This window comes from Janibacter sp. DB-40, assembly GCF_029510815.1.
GTDB lineage: Bacteria > Actinomycetota > Actinomycetes > Actinomycetales > Dermatophilaceae > Janibacter.
In genome coordinates this window covers 941,184-961,710 of sequence record NZ_CP120360.1, presented here as the reverse complement: position 1 = coordinate 961,710, position 20,527 = coordinate 941,184, and the positions used below count along the sequence as shown (strand labels likewise).

Here is a 20,527-nt window from a genome sequence, read left to right as displayed (position 1 = left end):
CCTTCCGTGCGACCCGGACAACGGTGTTGGATGGCACCACCACCGGCTTACCCAGGAGTACCCATGACCAACTTGGCGAGCAACCTCGTCACCACCGCCCAGACCCACCCGGACAAGGTGGCCATCAAGCTCGACGACGCCGAGCTGACCTGGCAGCAGCTGCACGGTCTCGCCGCGAAGACGGCCGGTGCCCTGCGTGCTGCCGGTCTCGAGCCGGGCGACCGCGTCGCGCTGATCCTGCCGAACATCCCCGCCTTCCCGGTCCTCTTCTACGGGACCCTGCTCGCCGGCGGCACCGTCGTGCCCATGAACCCGCTGCTGAAGGCGCAGGAGGTGGAGTACTTCTTCACCGACTCCGGCGCGAAGTTCGCCTTCGCGTGGGGTGACTTCCTCGCCGAGGCGCAGGGCGGCGCGGAGGGCACCTCGACGAAGGTCATCGCCTCCGGCCCGGTCGGCCCGAGCGAGGAGGACCTGCCGGCGGGCGAGCCGATCGCCACGCCCGTCGAGCGCGACGACGAGGACACCGCGGTCATCCTCTACACCTCCGGCACGACCGGTCGGCCCAAGGGCGCGGAGCTGACCCACCGGAACCTGGACCTCAACGCGCAGCGCTCCGCGCACGACATCATCGGCATCACCGCCGACGACGTCGTCATGGGCTGCCTGCCGCTCTTCCACGTCTTCGGCCTGACGTGCGGCCTCAACACCTCCGTCCTCACCGGCGCCACCCTGACGCTCATCCCGCGCTTCGAGCCCGGCAAGGCGCTGGAGATCGTCGCCCGCGACGCGGTGACGGTCTTCGAGGGGGTGCCGACGATGTACGGCGCGATGCTGCACCACCCGAGCGTGGACTCGACGGACACCTCGAGCCTGCGCACCTGCGTCAGCGGTGGCTCCTCGCTGCCGGAGGCGACGCTCACCGAGTTCGAGCAGAAGTTCAAGGTCCGCCTGCTCGAGGGCTACGGGCTGTCCGAGACCTCCCCCGTCGCCTCCTTCAACATGCTCGACCAGCCGAGCAAGCCCGGCACGATCGGGCGGGCGATCCCCGGCTGCCAGATGAAGCTGATCGGCGACGACGGCCAGGACGTGGGCCCCGGCGAGGGCGTCGGCGAGATCGCCATCAGTGGCGACAACGTCATGAAGGGCTACTGGAACAAGCCCGAGGAGACGGCCGCTGCGATCCCGGACGGGTGGTTCCGCACCGGCGACATCGCCAGCGTCGACGAGGACGGCTACTACACGATCGTCGACCGCAAGAAGGACGTCATCATCCGCGGCGGCATGAACGTCTACCCCCGCGAGGTCGAGGAGGTGCTCTACACCCACCCCGACGTCCTCGAGTGCGCGGTCGTCGGTGTGCCGCACCCCGAGCTCGGCGAGGACATCGGCGCGGCCGTGGCCCTGCGTGAGGGCGCCTCCGGTGACGTCGACAAGATCCGCGACTACGTCAAGGACCGGATCGCCGCGTACAAGTACCCGCGCACCGTGTGGGTGCTCGGCGAGATGCCCAAGGGACCCACGGGCAAGATCCTCAAGCGCGAGGTGCACGCCCCCGCCGACGACTGACGCTGCCGACCCCGCTCCCCGAGGAGGTCGCGCACGCTCCGCGAGGAGGTCGCGCAGGCTCCCTGAGGAGGTTGCGCAGCAACCGTCTCGAAGGGAGGGAACCGAGTCGAAGAGGGGACGCGACCCACAGGTCGCGTCCCCTCTTCGACTCGCAGACGAGCTCAGTCGGGCGTGGAGCCTGCCGGTGCCGCCGAGCGCTCCTCGAACCAGGTCGTCGTGACCCCGCCCCGACGGAACTCCTCGTCGGCGAGCAGGGACAGGTGCAGACCACGCGTGGTGACCACCCCGTCGACGGTGAGCTCGGTGAGCGCCTGCTCGGCCCGGGCCAGTGCCTCCTCCCGGTCGCGGCCGTGGACGATGACCTTGGCCACGAGGGAGTCGTAGTACGGCACGATCTGCCCACCCGCCACGAAGCCGGAGTCCACGCGCACCCCCGGCCCGGTGGGCGGGTCGAAGCGGGTGAGCTCCCCGGGCGAGGGGAAGAAGTCCTGCTCGGGGTCCTCGGCGTTGATCCGGAACTCCAGGGCGGCGCCGGACAGGACGATGTCCTCCTGGGCCACGGACAACGGCTCCCCGGCGGCGACCCGCAGCTGCTCGACGACCAGGTCGGCACTCGTCACCATCTCGGTGATGGGGTGCTCGACCTGGATGCGGGTGTTCATCTCGATGAAGTAGAACCGCTCGCCCTCGACGAGGAACTCCACGGTGCCGGCTCCCTGGTACCCGACCTCCGCGGCGAGGCGGACCGCCGCGTCCGTGATCTCGTCGCGCAGCGCCGGGGACAGACCCGGAGCGGGCGCCTCCTCGAGCAGCTTCTGCCGACGTCGTTGGACCGAGCAGTCCCGCTCGAAGAAGTGCACGACGTTGCCGTGCGAGTCACCCACGACCTGCACCTCGATGTGCCGCGCGTCCTCGATGCACCGCTCGAGGTAGAGCGAGCCGTCGCCGAAGGCCGCGCTGGCCTCGGCCTGCGCGGTCGAGACAGCGCCCTCGAGCTCGTCCTCGGTCCGCACCACCCGGATGCCCTTGCCCCCGCCCCCGGCGGCCGCCTTGATCAGCAGGGGGAATCCCACGTCCGCGGCCGCCGCACGCGCTGCGGCCACGTCGGCGACGACTTCCGAGCCGGGCACGACGGGGACACCGGCCTGCTCGGCCGTCCGGCGCGCGGAGGCCTTGTCCCCCATCGACTCGATCACCTCGGCCGAGGGGCCCACGAAGGTCAGCCCCGCCTCGGTCACCCGGCGCGCGAACTCCGGACGCTCGGCCAGGAACCCGTACCCCGGGTGCACGTGGGTGCACCCCGAGTCGCGGGCCGCCTGCACGACGGCGTCGATGTCGAGGTAGGAGCGACGGGCCGGTGAGGGGCCGATGTGGCGGGCGTCGTCGGCCAGCGCCACCCAGCGGGAGTCGGCGTCGGCATCGGAGTGCACCGCGACCGCCTCCCAGCCACAGGCGTGCGCCGCCCTGATGACGCGCAGCGCGATCTCGCCACGGTTGGCGACGAGGACCCGGTGGGTGGGTGGCCCGCTCACTCCAGGACCGCCACGTCCTGCCCGACGGACACGTCCGACTCGTCCTCGACGAGGAACTCCTTGACGGTTCCGCCGGCTGTCGCCTTCAGCTCGCTGAAGTTCTTCATCACCTCGATCAGGCCGATCGTCTGTCCCTCGGTGACCTGGTCGCCCTCGGTGACGTAGGGATCCTGGTCCGGGGCCGGGCGACGGTAGAACACTCCGGGGAGTGGGGAGGGGATCGTGGGCATCGTGCTTCCTTTCGACGGGGCTGCGTGGTGCTCGTGCGGGCGTGGCTCAGGCCAGGGCCGACCGGATCCGGTCCAGCCGTCGGTTGCGGTCGGCGCGCGCGGCCAGGGCCTCGTCGATGCCGACGTCCCGGAACCGGATGGTGTCGCCGGTCTTGGCCTGTCCGAACAGGTCCCGGTCGACCGAGATGACCGTGGCGATCGTGACGTAGCCACCGCCGGTGACGGCGTCGCCGAGGAGGACGATCGGCTCGTCCCCGCCCGGCACCTGGATCGAGCCCAGCGGGTAGCCGAGGTCGACGACGTTGGCCGGGTCGCTGCCCGCCCCGAAGGGCTGCTCGCGCTCGACGAAGTCGAGCGTGCCGCCGCGCAGCCGGTACCCGACCCTGTCCGCGTCCTTGGTGATCCTCCACGGAGTGCTCAGGAAGGACTCGAGCGCCGCCGGCGTGAGCCGGTAGGAGCACAACCCGACGACGGCCCGGACCTCGATGTCGGAGGGGAACTGCGGCACCAGCTCGTCGGGCACGACGGCGCCGGCCTCCCCGGTCACCCCGTCCCCGAGCGGGAGGACGTCACCATCGGCCAGGGTGCGACCCTCGTGGCCGCCGAGCCCGATCAACGTGTACGTCGACCGGGACCCCAGGTACTCCGGCACGGCGATGCCGCCGGACACAGCGATGTATGGGCGCGCGCCGCTGGTGATCATCCCGAACGACAGCACGTCACCGCTGCGGACCTGCGCGCTCGACCACATCGGGATGGGCTCGCCGTTGAGCGTGACGGCGGCGTCCCCGCCGGTCACGGCGACGAGCCGGTCGTCGGTGAACTCCAGCGATGGCCCGATGTACGTGGCCTCCAGGGCGGCGGCACCCTCGGGGTTGCCGACGAGGAGGTTGGCGACACGGAAGGAGTACTGGTCCATCGCACCGGAGGGCGGCATCCCGATGGCGTACCGGCCGGTGCGACCGAGGTCCTGGACCGTCGTCGACAGCCCGCCGGAGACGACTCTCACCTGTGCACTCATCGGTACAGCACCTCCAGCAGACGGTCGTTGACTCCTTGCGGGTCGTCGAGGAAGGCCGCCGGCGAGAACTCGACGTCGTGCTGCCGGTAGCGGAAGGTGCCCGCCTCCACCTCCCTGCGGGTGTCGTCGAACTCCGTGCGGTCCACGGAGCGGTACCGCAGGATGTCGCCCGCCCGAGGGAAGACGATGGAGTGGGCGAAGTCCGGGTGGTCCTGGCGCACGTTGAGCACCGGCGTGGCCGACATCCCGTACAGCTGGTAGCCGCCGGCCCCCTGGACCGGGTAGACCACCGAGAAGGCACCACCGATGCCGAAGGCACGCTCCGGGGTGAAGGTCCGGGGCCGCACGTACTTGGGGACCTGCACCTGCCGCTCCCTCGGCTCGAGCTGGTAGCAGAACGGCAGGCCCGGGACGAAGCCGAGCATGGTGACGATCCACGGGTTCCCGGCCAGGTGCTCGATGAAGGCCTCGACGCTGTCGAAGCCGTTGGTGCGGGCGCCGTACTCCAGATCGGTCGACTCCGGGTCCTGGTGCCGGTCGCGGAAGCGCATCATCGCCTCGTGCGTCCAGGGGTCGTTGTAGAGCACCGGCACGTCCACGACGCGGGTCTGCAGCGTGAACCCCTCGGGCACCTCCTGGAAGCGCCCCTCCAGGTCCTTCAGGAGCGCCATGAGGTCCGCCGGGGGGATGACGTCGGGGTCGAAGCGCACGAGGTAGGAGGCATTGGAGGGGCAGATGTCGACCAGTCCCGACATCTGCCTGCTCTCGAGCTCCTGGGTGATGAGCGTGGCCTTGATGTTGGCCTCCATGCTCATCTCCTCGGCGATCTCGACGAAGATGAACTCGTCTCCCCCGTGCTCGTAGCGCGCGGGAGGCAGCTGCACCGGTTGGCTCATGAACCCTCCTGGTCGATCTGGTGGAGGGACCGGATCGTCCACCCCAAGCTGGTCATGCGGTCGACGACGGCACGGGCGTTGTCCACCGCCCCCGGTCGGTCCGAGTGCAGGCAGACGGTGTCCGCCCGGATCGAGGAGACCACCCCGTTGACCGACCGGACCCGCCCCTGGAGGATGTCGGCGACCTGGTCGGCGCACCACTGGGGGTCGCGCCGTTGGTTCTTCGGGTCGATGATGATGTGCCCGTCGTCGGTGTACTCGAGGTCGGCGAAGGCCTCCGCAGCCACCTTGTGGCCGCGCTCGCGCTGCCGGTCGGCGCAGTGCCCGGCCTCCAGCACGATGAAGAGGGTCGGGTCCACCTCCGCGACGGCGTCGGCGACGGCGTCGGCCGCGTCGTCGTCCTTCATCAGCAGCCCGTAGAGGCTGCCGTGGGGCTTGACGTGACGAAGGGGGACGCCCAGCTGGTCCGCGAAGGCCCGCAGGGCTCCGGTCTGGTAGAGCACTGCCTGCGCCGCCTCCGTCGGGGAGAAGGCCATCGCGCGGCGTCCGAAGCCGGTGAGGTCGGGGAAACCCGGGTGCGCGCCGAGCCCGACCCCGTGCTCCTTGGCGAGCGCGACGGAGGTGGCCATGGTCGCCGGGTCACCGGCGTGCCACCCGCAGGCCACGTTGAGCGAGGAGATCATCGGGGCCAGGGACTCGTCGGCACCCAGGGTCCACCGACCGAAGCTCTCACCACCGTCCGCGTTGAGATCGACGAGTTTCGCGGTGCTGGTACTCATGCGCAGGCTCCTGTCCGTGCGTCTGCCGACTGGCTTCTTCTCATCCGGCCACTCCCGCGGCCGCGGCGACCGCCCGGCCGGCCAGGACCCCCGCGAGATGGCGGCGGTACTCGGCGGTGCCCGCGGCGTCGACCGGCGGGGAGGTTCCCTCGCCGGCACGCGCGGCCGCGTCGTGCACGGCGCGCTCCTGGAGCGGCACTCCCGTCAGCGCTGCTTCGGCCGTCTCTGCCCGCAGCGGTGTCTGCCCCATGTTGGCCATCCCCAGGCGCACGCGGGCGATGGCACCGTCCTCGACCTGCACCGCCGCCGCGACGGCGACGATGGACCAGGACTGGGCCACGTGCGCGAACTTCTCGTAGCGCATCCCCCACCCCGTGTGCTTGGGCAGTCGAACGGCGGTCAGCACCTCGCCGTCGCGCAGGTCCGTGGTGAACGGGCCGTGGAAGAACTCCGTCGCCGGCACCGTCCTCGCCCCGTCGGGACCGGTGACCTCGATGACGCCGTCGAGCGCCAGCACGGCGGGTGCGATGTCGCCCGCCGGGTCGGCATGGGCCAGGGAACCGCCGACGGTCCCCCGGTACCTGATCTGCGGATCCCCCACGCACGCCGCGGCCTGGCCCAGGACCCCGGCATGGGCGGCGACGAGTGCGTCGTGGGCCACTGCGTGGTGGGTGGCCATGGCACCGACGACGACGTGGTCGCCCTCCTCCCGCACCTCCCGCATGCCGGGGACCCTGCGCAGGTCGACGAGGAGCTCCGGGTCGGCCATCCGCATGCGCAGCACCGGCATGAGCGACTGCCCGCCACCGATGATGGTGGCCTCGTCACCCCCGTCGTCGAGGCTGCGCACCACCTCCTCGAGGGTGGTCGGTGACGTGTAGTCGAAGTCCACGGGCCTCATGCCGTCACCTGTCCCTCGGTCGTGCGTCGCGCCTCGTCGATCGCCGTCCAGACCTTCGGCGGGGTGCACGGCATCGTGATGTCGGTGACCCCGAGCGGTCGCAGGGCGTCCAGCACACCGTTGACGATGGCCGGCGGGGCGGCGGTGGCACCCGTCTCGCCCACCGCCTTGACCCCCAGGACATTGGTGGTCGCCTCGGTCACGGTGGTGTCCGTGCGGTAGCGCAGGACGTCCGGGGCAGCCGGGACCAGGTAGTCGGCGAGGGTGCCGCTGGTGAGCTGGCCCTCGTCGGAGTACTGGATCTCCTCGTACAGCGCCTGGGCGATGCCCTGGGTGAGTCCGCCGTGGACCTGCCCGTCGACGATCATCGGGTTGACCAGGACGCCGACGTCCTGGACGCAGACGTAGTCGCGGACCGTCACCCGCCCGGTCTGCGTGTCGACCTCGACGGCCGCCAGGTGCGTCCCCGTGGGGTAGGAGAAGTTCTCCGGGTCGAAGGTGCAGTCCGCATCCAGGTTCGGCTCCAGCCCGTCCGGGAGGTCGTGCGCGAGCCAGGTGCTGATCATGATCTCCTGGATGGTCACGCCGCTGCCCGTGCCCTTGACCGAGAACCTCCCCCCGGCGAACTCGAGGTCGTCGGTGCTTGCCTCGAGCATGTGGGCGGCGATCGGCCGGGCCTTCTCCACCACCTTGCGGGCCGCCCCGACGATCGCCATCCCCCCGACGACCAGCGAGCGGGACCCGTAGGTGTCCATGCCCTTGTGGGCGGACGCGGTGTCGCCGCTGATGAGGACGATGTCCTCGAAGGGGATGCCCAGCTCGTCCGAGACGATCTGGGAGAAGGCGGTGGCGTGCCCCTGCCCGTGCGAGGTGGTGCCGGCGACGACCTCGACCTTGCCGGTCGGGAGCATCCGGATCGTGGAGTGCTCCCATCCGCCGGAGCCGTAGTTCAGGCCTCCGAGCACGCGGCTGGGGGCCAGTCCGGACAGCTCGACGAAGGTGCACACCCCGATGCCGAGCTGGACGGGGTCCTGCGCCTCGCGGCGACGCCGCTGCTCGGCCCGCAGCTCGTCGTAGCCGAACATCGCGAGCGCCTTGTCGGTGGCCTGGTCGTAGTTGCCGGAGTCGTAGGTCAGGCCGGCCACGGTGGCGTACGGGAACTCCTCGGGCCTGATCCAGTTGCGTCGCCGCACCTCGATCGGGTCCAGGTCCAGCTCGACGGCCAGCTCGTCCATCATCCGCTCGATGCCGAAGGTCGCCTCCGGCTTCCCCGCCCCGCGGTAGGCATCGGTCATCGTCTTGTTGGTGAAGACGTCGGTGCAGTGGAAGGAGTAGGCCGGGATCCGGTAGATCCCGTTGAACATGAATCCGCCCAGCAGCGGGATCCCCGCGGTGAGGATGCCCAGGTAGGCCCCCATGTCCGCGGTGAGGTCGACGTCCAGGGCGGTGATGGTGCCGTCCCGCCGTGCGGCCAGGGTCAGCTCCTGCACCTGGTCGCGCGCATGGTGCGACGACTGCATCGACTCGCTGCGGGACTCGGTGTACTTGCAGGGCAGGCGCAGCCGCCGTGCGATCAGCAGCACCAGCGCCTCCTCGCGGGTGAACTGCAGCTTGCCCCCGAACCCGCCACCGACGTCCGGCGCCACGACGCGCAGCTCGTGCTCCTCGATGGGTTGGGTCATCGCCATGAGGATGCGCACGATGTGCGGCACCTGGGTGGCCGACCACATCGTCACCTGCTCGGCGGTCGGGTCGACGACGATCGAGCGGGGCTCGATGTAGGCGGGCGTGACGCGGTTCTGCCGGAGCGTGCGCCGCACCACGACCTGGTCGGGGTCGGACTCGGCCTCGCGGATCGCCGCGGCGGCGTCGCCACCGGTGCCGAGGGTGACCGAGTCGAGTCCCCACGTGGCACACACGTTCGTGCCGAGGTCCGGGTGGACGAGCGGACTCCCCTCCTGCTTCGCGACCATCGGGTCGACGACCACGGGGAGCTCGTCGTAGTCGACGTCGATGAGCTCGAGCGCGTCGTCGGCGGCCTCCTTCGACGTGGCGGCCACGACCGCCACGATGTCGCCGACGTGCTTGACGGATCCGACGCTCAGCGGGAAGTAGGGCGGTGTCCTCATGTCGTCGCTGACGGTCCACGCCGTCGGCATCGCCCCCTGCTCGGGCAGGTCCTCCCCGGTCCAGACCCCGACGACCCCGGGCGCCCGGGCGGCCTCGGTGGTGTCCAGCTCGGTGATCGAGGCGTGGGCGACCGGGGACCGGAGCACGGACAGGTGGAGCATCCCGGGCAGGGTCATGTCGTCGGTCCACCGGGTCCGGCCGGTCAGGGCCCGCTCGTCCTCGCGGCGCAGGCGGGCGCGCCCGATCTCGGGGGTCCGCTCGTCCTGCGCGCTCGGCGCATCGGGTGCGGTGCTCATCGACCGACCTCCTCGTCGCGGGCGGCCTGCGAGTAGGCCATGACCGCCGAGACGATCCCCTGGTAGCCGGTGCAGCGGCACATGTTGCCCTTGAGCCCTTCGCGGACCTCGTCCTCGGTCGGCTCCGGGTTCTCGCGCACGAGGCAGACGGTGCGCATGAGCATCCCGGGGGTGCAGTACCCGCACTGGAGCCCGTGGTGCTCGTGGAAGGCCTGCTGGACCGGGTGCAGTGTGCCGTCACCGGCGGCGAGGCCCTCGACGGTCTCGATCTCGGCGCCGTCCGCCTGGACGGCGAGGACGGAGCAGGACTTGATGCTCTCCCCGTCGACGAGCACGGTGCAGGCGCCGCAGTTGCTGCTGTCGCACCCGACCACGGTGCCGGTCCTGCCGACCGTCTCGCGGAGGTAGTGCACCAGCAGGGTTCGGGGTTCGACCTCGTGGGTGAACCTCATGCCATCGACGGTGACGGTGATGCGCGCCATTGCACTTCCTTCGCACGACGTTGTGCCGGGTTGCTCCTGTGCGGTCAACACTGGTGCATGTGGCACGAAGTGACAAGCGCCACACGACGGCCGCACCGATCCGCGCCGCCGCGAAGTGCTGCAATCAGTACTTCGTATCGTCAGCCGCAGCTCGAACTACTGCGCGCGATACGTGCTGCTGCCTGCAGTAGTTCGTATCCGGGGTGCCGTCAGCCGGCGGCGACGTCGCTCAGGGCCGTGGCGAGGTCCCGGGTGGTGCGCAGGGCGTCCACCGCCGACTGCGTCCCCACCTGCTCGAAGGGGGGTCCCCCGGCCAGTCCGCACGCGGGCGTGACCACGAGGTCACCGAGGGCGGCATCGGGCAGGCCGATGCGGTGCCAGGCGGCGACGAGCCGGTCGCGGGCCGTGCGCCAGTCGGTCCCGCCCGAGGTGGGGACGGCTCCCGCCCAGAGGGTGACCCCGGCCTCGACGGCCTCGGCGAGCTGCTCCCACCGGGGGCCGTCGACGAGGGAGGTGTCCAGGGAGATCCCGTCGGCGCCGGTCTCGCGCAGCAGGGTCACCGGCACGTCACCGCTGCAGCAGTGCACGAGGGTCGTGTGCCCCTCCAGCGCCCCGAGGACCGTGCGGAGGCCGTCACGCACCTCGCCGCGATCGACGGCCCGCAGGCGTCCGTAGCCGGACTGCGTCGGGAGGCGGCCCTCGAGCACGGCCGGCAGGCCGGGCTCGTCGACCTGGACGATCACCGCGGCCCCGGGCACCAGTCGCTCGACGTCGGCGACGTGCTGGCGCACCCCCTCCGCGAGGGCGCCCGCGATGTCGCGCCGGGCTCCGGGGTCGTGGACGGCCCGCTCACCCCGCGGCAGCTCGATGCTCGCACCGAGGGTCCACGGGCCGGCGACCTGCAGCTTCAGCGGCCCGGTCCAGCCGTCGTAGGCCTCTGCGAGCTCGTCGAGGTCCTCGCGCAGGAGGGCGCGGGCCCTCCCTTCGTCCCGGCCGGAGCGGTCGGTGAAGCGCCACCCGTAGGGCTGTGTCTCGACGTGCAGGTCGGTGAGCAGCGCGGCTCCCCGGCCGATGATGTCGGCGCCGGGTCCGCGTGCGGGCAGCTCGGGCAGGTGCGGGATGCCGTCACCGAGGAGGTCGCGGACGGCGACGGTGGCCTCGCGGGGGCGCTCCCCCGGCCACGAGCCGACGCCGGAGGCGAGTGTCATGCCTCGCCCGCCGCGCGACCGCTGGATGAACGGGCAGGCGCCGGCGATTCGTCGGCGAGCTCACCTCCACCCGCGGGCGACGCGGAACGGGAGGCCCGGGCGATCGTCCCCGACCCGACGACGCGGGTGCCGTCGTAGAGCACGATCGACTGGCCGGGGGCGGCGCCGCGGACGGCGGTGTCCAGGCGGACCAGCAGCCGGGCACCGCCCTCGCCGTCGACGACCTCGGCGAGCGCCGGGATCTCCTCGCCGTGCGCGCGGATCTGGGCGCCGAGCCGATGGCTGCCGGAGGCCGCCGGGCCGCACCAGCGCACGTGGTCGGCCTCGATCAGGTCGGTGCCGAGGAGGTCGGCGGTGCCGATGAAGACGCGGTTGGACTCCGCCTCGACCCGGGTGACGTAGCGCGGCTGCCCGTCCAGGCCGGAGCGGTCGAGGCCGAGCCCGCGCCGCTGCCCGACGGTGAAGCCGTACGCACCGCGGTGCTCGCCGACGACCTCGCCGGAGCCCTCGTCGACGATCTCGCCCTCGCGCTCCCCGAGGCGCTGCGTCAGCCAGCCGCGGGTGTCACCGTCGGAGATGAAGCAGATGTCGTGGCTGTCGGGCTTCTTGGCCACGGCAAAGCCGCGCTCGGCGGCCTCGGCGCGGATGTCCGGCTTGGTCGTGTCGCCGAGCGGGAAGAACGCGCGGGCCAGCTGCTCCTCGTCCAGCACCCCGAGCACGTACGACTGGTCCTTCGCGTCGTCGACGGCGCGGTGCAGCTCGCGACCGTGCGGCCCGTCGACGATCTGCGCGTAGTGCCCGGTCGCGACGGCGTCGAAGCCGAGCGCCAGCGCCTTGTCGAGCAGGGCGGCGAACTTGATCTTCTCGTTGCAGCGCAGGCAGGGGTTGGGGGTGCGGCCGGCCTCGTACTCGGCGACGAAGTCCTCGACGACGTCCCGGTCGAAGGGGGTGGCCATGTCCCACACGTAGAAGGGGATGCCGAGCCGGTCGGCGACGCGGCGGGCATCACCGGCGTCCTCGATCGTGCAGCACCCGCGGGCCCCCTCGCGCAGCGTCTTGGCGTCCTTGGCCAGGGCGAGGTGCACACCGACGACGTCGTGGCCCGCCTCGATCATCCGGGAGGCGGCGACGGCGGAGTCGACCCCGCCGCTCATCGCGGCGACGACACGCATCTCAGGCCGCTCCGCTCGCCCGTCGGGCACGGTCGACGGCCTCGGGCAGGGCGGCGAGGACCCTCTCGACATCGGCCTCGGTCGAGGTCGCGCCGAAGGAGACGCGGAGGGAGCCGCGTGCCTCCCCCTCCGAGCGCCCCATCGCGAGGACGACGTGGGAGGGCTGCGGGATCCCGGCCTGGCAGGCCGACCCGGTCGAGACCGCGACGCCGGCCGCGTCCAGCAGGTAGAGCATCGAGTCGCCCTCGCACCCGGGGATGGTGATGTGGGCGTTGCCGGGCAGGCGGGTGGTCACGTCCCCGACCTTCCAGCAACCGGTGACGCGGATGCCGAGGTCGAGCTGCTGCGTCCCGGTCAGGAATCGGTCGCGGAGGCCACCGATGCGCGCGGCCTCCTCCTCCCTTCGCTCCACCGACTCGGTCAGGGCCACGGCGAAGGCGCGGATCGAGGCGACGTCCAGGGTGCCCGAGCGGATGCCGCGCTCCTGCCCGCCGCCGTGGCTGAGGGCGATGAGGCGGGCATCGCGCCTCGCGACGAGGGCGCCGATGCCGATCGGACCGCCGAGCTTGTGCGCGCTGACGCTCATCAGGTCGACGCCGCTGGCCGCGAAGTCCACGGGCAGGTGCCCGGCGGCCTGCACGGCGTCGGTGTGGAAGGCCAGCCCGTGCTCGTGGGCGATCTCTGCCATCGCGGCGACGTCCTGGACGGTGCCGACCTCGTTGTTCGCCCACATCACCGACACGGCGGCGACGTCGGTGGGGTCGGTCTCGATCGCCTCGCGCACGGCGCTCGGCTGGACGGTCCCGCACTCCCCCGGGACGACGAAGGTCGCCTGCGCGCCCTCGTGCTCCACCGCGTGGTCGATGGGGTCGAGGACGGCGTGGTGCTCGACGGCACTGGCGACGATGCGCGTGCGCCGGGCGTCGGCCGCACGGGCGGAGCGGAAGCTGCCGGTGATCGCGAGGTTGTCCGCCTCGGTGCCACCGGAGGTGAAGACGATCTCGCTCGGGCGGGCGCCCAGGGCCGCCGCGATCTGCTCGCGCGACTCCTCGACGGTGCGCCGCGCGTCCCGGCCGGGACCGTGCAGGCTCGAGGCGTTGCCGGTGATCGCCAGCTGCTCGACCATCGCCGCCCGGGCAGCCGGGAGCATCGGCGTGGTCGCCGCGTGGTCGAGATAGGTGGTCATCACCAAGAGTCTACGGATGCGCGAAGGGGGATATTCCCCCCGCACGCATGGGCGGACCGCTCCCCGACCGGGCGCGATGATGGGTCCATGACCGGCTGGGTGCTGCACGTCGACATGGACGAGTTCCTCGCGGCGGTCGAGGTGCTGCGCCACCCCGAGCTCGCGGGCCGACCCGTCGTCGTCGGCGGTCGGGGTGACCCGAGCGAGCGCGCCGTCGTCTCCACGGCGTCCTACGCGGCGCGGGAGCTCGGCGTGCGGTCGGGCATGCCGCTGAAGATCGCCGTTCGCAAGGCCCCGGACGCGGTCTTCCTCTCGGTGGACTTCCCCGTCTACGAGGCGGCCTCCGCGCAGGTGATGGGCACGCTGAGAGCCTTCCCCGGTGCGGTGGTGGAGGTCCTCGGGTGGGACGAGGCCTTCGTCGGGGTCGACACCGAGGACCCCGAGGGCAGCGCCCACGCCATCCGGGCGGCGGTGCACGAGGCGACGGGTCTGCACTGCTCGGTGGGCATCGGGGACACGAAGGTCCGGGCGAAGGTCGCCACCGGGTTCGGCAAGCCCGGCGGGGTGTACCGGCTGACCCGTCGCACCTGGCTGGAGGTCATGGGCGAGCGTCCGACCACCGCCCTGTGGGGCGTGGGACCGCGGATCGGGGCCCGGCTGTCCGGGCTGGGCATCGAGACCGTGGCCGACCTGGCCGCGGCGCCCACGCAGGTGCTGGTCGAGGAGTTCGGGCCCCGCACCGGCCCGCACATCGGTCTCCTGGGGCGCGGCGAGGGCAGCGCCGTCGTCGACGACACCCCGCACGTGGCCAGGGCGCACGGGCACGAGACGACCTTCCAGCAGGACCTGACCGAGCCGGCCGCGATCGAGAGGGCCGTCCGGGCGCTCGCGGCGCAGGTGGCCACCGACCTGCGGGGCGAAGGGAGGGCCTGCTCCCGCGTGCACCTCAAGGTGCGCTTCGCGCCGTTCTTCACGGTGGTGCGGGTGCGAAAGCTGGGCGAGCCCACCTTCGACGCGGACACCATCGCGGGCACCGCCCTCGACCTGCTGCGGGCGCTGGAGGACCCCCGCCCGATCCGTCTGCTCGGGGTGCGCGGCGAGATGGTCGCGCCCCATGGCGGTCTCGACCGCGAGCCGCGAGACTGAGGGGATGGCTGAGACACCGCTGTCCGGATCCGTCGCCCTCGTCGCCGGAGCGACCCGTGGGGCCGGGCGGGCCCTGGCCGTCGAGCTCGCCCGTGCGGGGGCCTTCGTCCACGCGAGCGGCCGCAGCAGCCGCACGTCCGGGGCCTCCGAGATCGAGCGCCCCGAGACCATCGAGGACACCCTCGACCTGGTGCGCGAGGCGGGTGGCGACGGCGTCGCCGAGCGGGTGGACCACACCCGGCCGGAGGAGGTGCGCGCGCTCGTCGAGCGCATCCGCGAGCGCCACGGCCGGCTCGACGTCCTCGTCAACGACATCTTCGGCGGCGACCGGTACGCGCAGTTCGGCACGCCGCTGTGGGAGCACGACCTCGAGGGCGGCCTGCGCATGCTGCGGATGGGCATCGACACCCACGTCATCACCAGCGCCCTCGCCCTGCCCCTGGTGCTGGAGTCCGGCGGCGGCCTCCTCGTGGAGATGACCGACGGGCCGAGCGAGGTCAACCGGGAGTACCGGCAGGGCGTCGGTTTCTACTACGACTACGTCAAGGGGTGCATCGACCGGCTCGTCACGAGCCTGTCGGCCGAGCTGGCCGAGCAGCCGGTCACGGTCGTGGGCGTCACGCCCGGCTGGTTGCGCTCCGAGGCGATGCTCGAGGCGTTCGGCGTCACCGAGGAGACCTGGGCCGAGGCCGCCGAGCGGGTGCCCGGCTTCGGCGCCTCGGAGACGCCCACCTACGTCGCGCGGGGCGTGGCGGCCCTCGCGGCCGATGCCGATGCTGCCCGCCACCACGGAGCGGTGCTGACCGCCCGGCAGCTGTCCGACGCGTACGGCGTGACCGACGTCGACGGCTCGCGCCCCGACTGTTGGGGGCTCATCCGCGACCTCGGGTGGCACGACCAACCGACGGGGTTGCTGCCCGACTACCGGTGACCCACCCCCTTCGTCCGACGGCCCGCGGGAATGTCCGGAGATGCCCCGGCGTTTGTCTGCAGGATGCACGAATCGAGCTGAGGGAGGTCACGGGTGGCGGGTCAGGCCGAGGCGGTCGATGACCCCCGTGACGTGATCTCGGACGCCCACCGCTGGCGCGTGCTGTGGGTGCTCCTGGTCGCGATCTTCATGTCCCTCGTCGGCGTGAGCATCGTCAACGTCGCCCTCCCCTCGATCCAGGAGGGCCTCGACGCCAGCGACTCGGACGCCCAGTGGGTGCTCGCCGGCTACGCCCTGACCTTCGGCGTCGTCCTCGTCGCCGCCGGGCGCGCGGGCGACCTCATGGGGCGCGGGGGCCTGTTCGTCCTCGGGGTCGGCGTCTTCACCCTCGCGTCGGTCGCCGCCGGCCTGGCACCCAACGCCGATGCGCTCAACGCGGCCCGCTTCGTCCAGGGCGTCGGCTCCGGCCTGGTCAACCCGCAGGGCGTCGGCATGATCCAGCAGTACTTCCGCGGCGCCGAGCGGGGCAGGGCCTTCGGGTACTTCGGCAGCGTCGTCGGCGTCGCCGTGGGGATCGGGCCAGTGCTCGGAGGACTGCTCATCCAGCTCGGTGGCCCCGAGATCGGGTGGCGCCTGACCTTCCTCGTCAACGTGCCGGTGGGGTTGCTCTGCCTGGCGCTCGCGCTGCGCTGGTTCCCCCGCCCCCTCCTGCGGCGTGTACCGGCAGCCACCGACCCGGGCGCCCCGAAGGCGTCGCGCTCGCTCGACCCGGTCGGCTCGCTCCTGCTCGGCCTGGCCGTGCTCGCGACGATGTTCCCCTTCGTCGAGGGCCGCTCCTCCGGGTGGCTGTGGCTGCTCCTGCCCGTCGGGGTCCTCCTCGCGTGGGTCTGGGTGAAGTGGGAGCAGCACTACCGCGCGACCGGCCGCAGCCCGATGGTCAACCTCGACATCTTCGGGATCCGCAGCTTCACCAACGGCAGCATCATCGTCATGCTCTACTTCCTGGGCATGACGAGCATCTGGGTGCTCGTGGCCATGTACCTCCAGGAGGGCGCCGGCAGGAGCGCGCTGCAGGCCGGCCTCGTCGGCGTCCCGTCCGCGTTCATCTCGGCCGTGGCCGCGCACTGGGCCGGCAGCCGCGTCATCCGCTACGGACGCAAGGTCGTCATCGGCGGGCTGCTCTTCGCCCTGGCCGGGCTGGCGCTGAGCATCGCGGTCGTGCTGCTGCGGGCGCAGGGGCTGGCCAGCGAGTGGTGGCTCGTGCTCAGCCTCGCCTTCATCGGCGTGGCCCAGGGTGCCGTGATCAGTCCCAACCAGACGCTCACGCTGGCCGACGTGCCCCTCGACTACGCCGGCAGCTCGGGCGCGGTGATGCAGACCGGGCAGCGCATCGGCACCTCGATCGGCATCGCCGTCATCACCTCGGCCGCCTTCGCCGCGCTCGGCGTGAGCGGCAGCTGGTCGGTCGCGTTCGTGGTCGGCTTCGGCCTCATCGGGCTGGTCGTGCTCGTGGCCCTGGCCTTCGCGGTCAAGGACCAGCGTGACCGGACCGCGGGCTGAGCACGGCCCGATCCGGTCTGGACGCAGAAATCGAGGGCGGACGCGGTAATTACCACGTCCACCCTCGATTTCCGCGCCTGCGGGAGGCGGGGGTCAGTTCACGGAGACGTGCACGTGGTCGTAGTGGTTGGCCGTGGTCGAGCCCCGGTCCTCCATGTAGCTCCAGGAGGATCCCGGACGCCACATGCGCTGCTCCCAGATGAGGTACTTGATGTTCAGGCTGCCGGCGTTCTGCTGCAGCCAAGCGGCGACCTGGTCGCCACGCGAGCCGCTAACCATGATGTCGACCGCCCGGCCGGAGCCGTGGTCGCCCGGGTCGCCGGCGCGGTAGCCACCGATGTTGGTCATGTCGGGGAACTGGTTGCGCACGGCGGAGTAGACGCGGCTGGCGTTCGGGCCGAGACCGATCTCGGCCGCCTCCGCGGCGTAGCCGTCGGTCTGCACCCCGCTCGGGGCGGGGGCCGTGCTCTCAGAACTCCCAGAGCTCTCGGTGCTCTCCGTGCTCTCGGACTCGGTCGTCGTGGAGGGCTCCGGCTCGGGAGCGGGCTCCTGCGTCGCCTCGGTCTGCGCCGTCTCGGCCTCCTCCGGCTCGGGCTCGGGCTTCGGCTTCGGCTTCGGCTTGGCCACCGGCTCGACCTCCAGCTCCCCCGTGCCGGCCTGCGCCGAGGCCTTGCCGGGGGCGGTGATCGCGGCCGGAGCACCGCGCTGGGCGGAGCGGGACCCTGCGGAGCTGCGCGAGTCCGTGGCGGCGGCGCGCTCCGCGAGGAGGTCGGTGGCGGAGATGGACTGCTCGGCACCCAGGAGGCCCGGGTCGGCGTCGACGGAGCCGATGGCCGAGGACGGCGCGATGACGAACGCTCCGGAGCCCAGGACGATGCCGACGCCGGCCACGGACTTCGCGGCGGCGCGGGCGGCTCCGGAGCCGGCCAGGGACGACAACGAGATGCGGCGTCGTTCGGCACCACCGTGCCGGCCGACGTAGCGGGACGAACTCACAGGGAAAAACCTCGATACGGGGACTCAGGGGATGGCCCGCGGGGGCCACGGAGAGAGTAATGGCACGGGCACCGAAAAGTCACGTTTCGGTAAAGGCCATGTCGTGACTACTTTTTGGTAATGGCCCACCACGTCGAAGGGGGGTCCGCACCGATCACGGTGCGGACCCCCCTTCGCTCGCGTGCTGCGCAACCTCTCAGCACGGAGCCGTGGTGCTCACGATCGCTCGATCACTTGCCCTTGACGGCCTCGGTGGCCTGCGGCAGGACCTGGAAGAGGTCACCGACGACACCGAAGTCGACGAGCTCGAAGATCGGGGCCTCCTCGTCCTTGTTGATCGCGACGATCGTCTTGGACGTCTGCATGCCGGCCCGGTGCTGGATCGCGCCGGAGATGCCCGCGGCGACGTACAGCTGCGGGGAGACCTGCTTGCCGGTCTGGCCGACCTGCGAGGAGTGCGGGTACCAGCCGGCGTCGACCGCGGCGCGCGAGGCGCCGACGGCGGCACCGAGCGAGTCCGCGAAGGTCTCGACCGGGGAGAAGTCACCGCCGGTGCCACGACCACCGGAGACGACGATCGCCGCCTCGGCCAGCTCGGGGCGCCCGGAGGACTTCCGCGGCTCGGAGGCGGTGATCTTCGCGGCCTTGGCGTCGTCGGAGATGCTCACGGAGAGCTCCTCGAAGGCGCCGGCGCCGGCCGCCTGCTCCGGGGTGGCGGAGTTGGGCTTGACGCAGATGATCGGGGTGCCCTTGGTGACCTTCGCGTTGACGGTGTAGCTGCCGGCGAAGACCGACTGGAGGGTGACCGGGCCGGAGTCGCCGGCCTGGACGTCCTCGGCGTCGGTGATCAGCCCGGACTCGGTCTTGATGGCCAGGCGGGCGCCGATCTCCTTGCCGCCGGAGTTGCTCGGGATGAGCACCGCGGCGGGCTGCTTCTCCTGGACCAGCTGCGCGAGGACCTCGGCCTGGGGGGCGACGAGGGACTCCAGCGCGGCCGGGTCGGAGACGCTGTAGATCTTCTCGGCGCCGTAGCGCGCGAGGAGGTCCTTGGCGGTCTCGGCGCCGGGGCCGATGAAGACGGCGGACGGCTCACCCAGACGACGGGCGAGGGTCAGCATCTCCGCGGCGGGCTTCTTCACCTCACCGTTCGCGTGGTCGACGAGGACGAGGACTTCAGCCATGTCTGTGCTCCTTCGAGTATCTGGAGTCGTCGCTCAGACGAACTTGTGGGTGGTGAGGAACTCGGCGAGCTTGGTACCGCCATCGCCCTCGTCGGTGACGATGGTGCCCTGCTCGCGCGGCGGGCGCTTCGTGGTCTGCTCGACCGCGGTCCACGAGTTCGCGAGACCGACCTGGCCGGCGTCCACACCGAGGTCGGCGAGCGCCCACTCCTCGACCGGCTTCTTCTTCGCGGCCATGATGCCCTTGAAGGAGGGGTAGCGCGGCTCGTTGATCTGGTCGGTGACCGAGACCAGCGCCGGGAGGGATGCCTGGATGGTCTCGCTCGCGGTGTCGCCGTCACGACGGATCGTGGCGACGCCGTCCTCGACGGTCAGCTCGGAGGCGTAGGTGACCTGCGGGAGGCCGAGGCGCTCGGCGAGCATCGCCGGGACGACACCCATGGTGCCGTCGGTGGAGGCCATGCCGGTGATGACGAGGTCGGGCGAGCCGACCTTCTTGATGGCCTCGGCGAGGATGAGCGAGGTGGCGGGTGCGTCGGAGCCGGCGATCGCCTCGTCGGAGACGTGGACACCCTTGTCGGCACCCATCTGGAGGGACTTCTTGACGGCGTCCGCCGCGTCGGCCGGGCCGACCGTCAGGACGGTGACCTCCCCCTCGCCGGCCTCGGCGATCTGGAGCGCCTGCTCGACGGCGTACTCGTCGAGCTCGGAGAGGAGCCCGTCGACGCCGTCACGGTCGGTCGTGTTGTCCTCGTTGAACCCACGCTCGGACTGGGCGTCCGGCACGTGCTTCACGCAGACGACGATGTTCATCGGTGAATCGTCCTCTTCCTTGGGTTAAGGGTCTGGGTACCGGGCCGATCCTGCCACCTCGCGGCCTCTGCGACCCAAAGGTGTGAGGAGTCTCCCAGCGATCTCACGCTAACGACGGGGATCACGCAGACCAAGAGGGCGGGGCGTGCCGTTCACCACACCGGGTCAGTCGGCGGCGTTCTCCAGCACGTGGAAGGAGGGCTCCTCGTACGGGTGCGCGCGGCGCAGGGCCGCGACCACCACCGCTCGTCGCGACCGGGGGAAGGTGACCTCGGCGCGGTCCTCGAGGACGTGCTCGAGCTCGCCGACGGTCCCGATCGTCGGGTTCGCCGCTCCCACGGGGCGGAACTGCCCGTGCCCCGGGATGACGAAGGCGCACTCGCGGTACTCCCCCACCTCCCCGGCGCCGGCGGCGAAGAGCGCGGCCAGCACCTCCCGGGTCGACTCGCGCGGGATGTGGACGACGAGCACGTCCAGCGGCTCACGGGGTGTCCCGCTCAT

General features: G+C 71.8%; 19 protein-coding genes. 4 read left to right on the top strand and 15 right to left on the bottom strand.

Going from position 1 to position 20,527, the window contains the following annotated elements; genetic code table 11:
* Positions 1–63: 63 nt before the first annotated feature.
* A complete protein-coding gene (locus tag PVE36_RS04615; protein ID WP_277454868.1) occupies positions 64–1,566 on the top strand; it encodes a long-chain fatty acid--CoA ligase in 1,503 nt (500 codons plus the stop codon).
* Positions 1,567–1,727: 161 nt separating this feature from the next.
* On the opposite strand, the gene PVE36_RS04610 is transcribed toward PVE36_RS04615, so the two are convergent.
* The 11 genes from PVE36_RS04610 to PVE36_RS04560 form a co-directional block, all read right to left on the bottom strand.
* Entirely contained in the window at positions 1,728–3,098 is a 1,371-nt protein-coding gene (locus PVE36_RS04610; protein WP_277454866.1) for an acetyl-CoA carboxylase biotin carboxylase subunit, read from the bottom strand.
* On the bottom strand, positions 3,095–3,328 hold the full coding sequence (locus PVE36_RS04605) for an acetyl-CoA carboxylase (RefSeq protein WP_277454863.1): 234 nt from the start codon (positions 3,326–3,328) through the stop codon (positions 3,095–3,097). Before PVE36_RS04605 ends, PVE36_RS04610 begins: the two co-directional genes overlap by 4 nt.
* Before the next feature lie 46 nt (positions 3,329–3,374).
* The gene (locus PVE36_RS04600; protein WP_277454861.1) at positions 3,375–4,349 is read right to left on the bottom strand and encodes a biotin-dependent carboxyltransferase family protein; all 975 of its coding nucleotides are present in this window, start codon (positions 4,347–4,349) and stop codon (positions 3,375–3,377) included.
* The gene (locus PVE36_RS04595; RefSeq protein WP_277454858.1) at positions 4,346–5,245 is read right to left on the bottom strand and encodes a carboxyltransferase domain-containing protein; all 900 of its coding nucleotides are present in this window, start codon (positions 5,243–5,245) and stop codon (positions 4,346–4,348) included. The genes PVE36_RS04600 and PVE36_RS04595 overlap by 4 nt, the downstream gene beginning before the upstream one ends.
* Entirely contained in the window at positions 5,242–6,024 is a 783-nt protein-coding gene (locus PVE36_RS04590) for a 5-oxoprolinase subunit PxpA (RefSeq protein ID WP_277454857.1), read from the bottom strand. Before PVE36_RS04590 ends, PVE36_RS04595 begins: the two co-directional genes overlap by 4 nt.
* A gap of 40 nt (positions 6,025–6,064) precedes the next feature.
* Positions 6,065–6,925, bottom strand: a complete 861-nt coding sequence (locus PVE36_RS04585) for a xanthine dehydrogenase family protein subunit M (protein ID WP_277454856.1) — start codon at positions 6,923–6,925, stop codon at positions 6,065–6,067.
* Positions 6,922–9,351: a xanthine dehydrogenase family protein molybdopterin-binding subunit gene (locus PVE36_RS04580; RefSeq protein WP_277454855.1), complete on the bottom strand. Its 2,430-nt coding sequence runs from the start codon at positions 9,349–9,351 to the stop codon at positions 6,922–6,924. Before PVE36_RS04580 ends, PVE36_RS04585 begins: the two co-directional genes overlap by 4 nt.
* Complete coding sequence (locus tag PVE36_RS04575; RefSeq protein ID WP_277454854.1) at positions 9,348–9,833, bottom strand: (2Fe-2S)-binding protein; 486 nt, start codon at positions 9,831–9,833, stop codon at positions 9,348–9,350. Before PVE36_RS04575 ends, PVE36_RS04580 begins: the two co-directional genes overlap by 4 nt.
* A gap of 209 nt (positions 9,834–10,042) precedes the next feature.
* On the bottom strand, positions 10,043–11,041 hold the full coding sequence (locus PVE36_RS04570; RefSeq protein ID WP_277454853.1) for a methionine synthase: 999 nt from the start codon (positions 11,039–11,041) through the stop codon (positions 10,043–10,045).
* Positions 11,038–12,213, bottom strand: coding sequence for a tRNA 2-thiouridine(34) synthase MnmA (gene mnmA / locus PVE36_RS04565; RefSeq protein ID WP_277454852.1), 1,176 nt, complete (start codon positions 12,211–12,213; stop codon positions 11,038–11,040). The genes PVE36_RS04570 and mnmA overlap by 4 nt, the downstream gene beginning before the upstream one ends.
* A gap of 1 nt (position 12,214) precedes the next feature.
* A complete protein-coding gene (locus PVE36_RS04560) occupies positions 12,215–13,399 on the bottom strand; it encodes a cysteine desulfurase family protein (RefSeq protein WP_277454850.1) in 1,185 nt (394 codons plus the stop codon).
* An 87-nt stretch (positions 13,400–13,486) separates the two neighbouring features.
* Between PVE36_RS04560 and PVE36_RS04555 the strand changes: the two genes are divergently transcribed.
* The 3 genes from PVE36_RS04555 (at position 13,487) to PVE36_RS04545 (ending at position 17,036) form a co-directional block, all read left to right on the top strand.
* The gene (locus tag PVE36_RS04555) at positions 13,487–14,545 is read left to right on the top strand and encodes a DNA polymerase IV (RefSeq protein ID WP_277454849.1); all 1,059 of its coding nucleotides are present in this window, start codon (positions 13,487–13,489) and stop codon (positions 14,543–14,545) included.
* A 4-nt stretch (positions 14,546–14,549) separates the two neighbouring features.
* Positions 14,550–15,476 (top strand): SDR family oxidoreductase, encoded by a 927-nt coding sequence (locus tag PVE36_RS04550; protein ID WP_277454848.1) that lies wholly within the window; start codon positions 14,550–14,552, stop codon positions 15,474–15,476.
* 93 nt (positions 15,477–15,569) lie between these two features.
* Positions 15,570–17,036: an MFS transporter gene (locus PVE36_RS04545; protein ID WP_277454846.1), complete on the top strand. Its 1,467-nt coding sequence runs from the start codon at positions 15,570–15,572 to the stop codon at positions 17,034–17,036.
* 93 nt (positions 17,037–17,129) lie between these two features.
* On the opposite strand, the gene PVE36_RS04540 is transcribed toward PVE36_RS04545, so the two are convergent.
* The 4 genes from PVE36_RS04540 to PVE36_RS04525 form a co-directional block, all read right to left on the bottom strand.
* On the bottom strand, positions 17,130–18,032 hold the full coding sequence (locus PVE36_RS04540; protein ID WP_277454844.1) for a hypothetical protein: 903 nt from the start codon (positions 18,030–18,032) through the stop codon (positions 17,130–17,132).
* 230 nt (positions 18,033–18,262) lie between these two features.
* Positions 18,263–19,213, bottom strand: a complete 951-nt coding sequence (locus PVE36_RS04535) for an electron transfer flavoprotein subunit alpha/FixB family protein (protein WP_277454843.1) — start codon at positions 19,211–19,213, stop codon at positions 18,263–18,265.
* 33 nt (positions 19,214–19,246) lie between these two features.
* On the bottom strand, positions 19,247–20,026 hold the full coding sequence (locus tag PVE36_RS04530) for an electron transfer flavoprotein subunit beta/FixA family protein (RefSeq protein ID WP_277454840.1): 780 nt from the start codon (positions 20,024–20,026) through the stop codon (positions 19,247–19,249).
* A 165-nt stretch (positions 20,027–20,191) separates the two neighbouring features.
* A complete protein-coding gene (locus PVE36_RS04525) occupies positions 20,192–20,527 on the bottom strand; it encodes a hypothetical protein (protein ID WP_277454839.1) in 336 nt (111 codons plus the stop codon).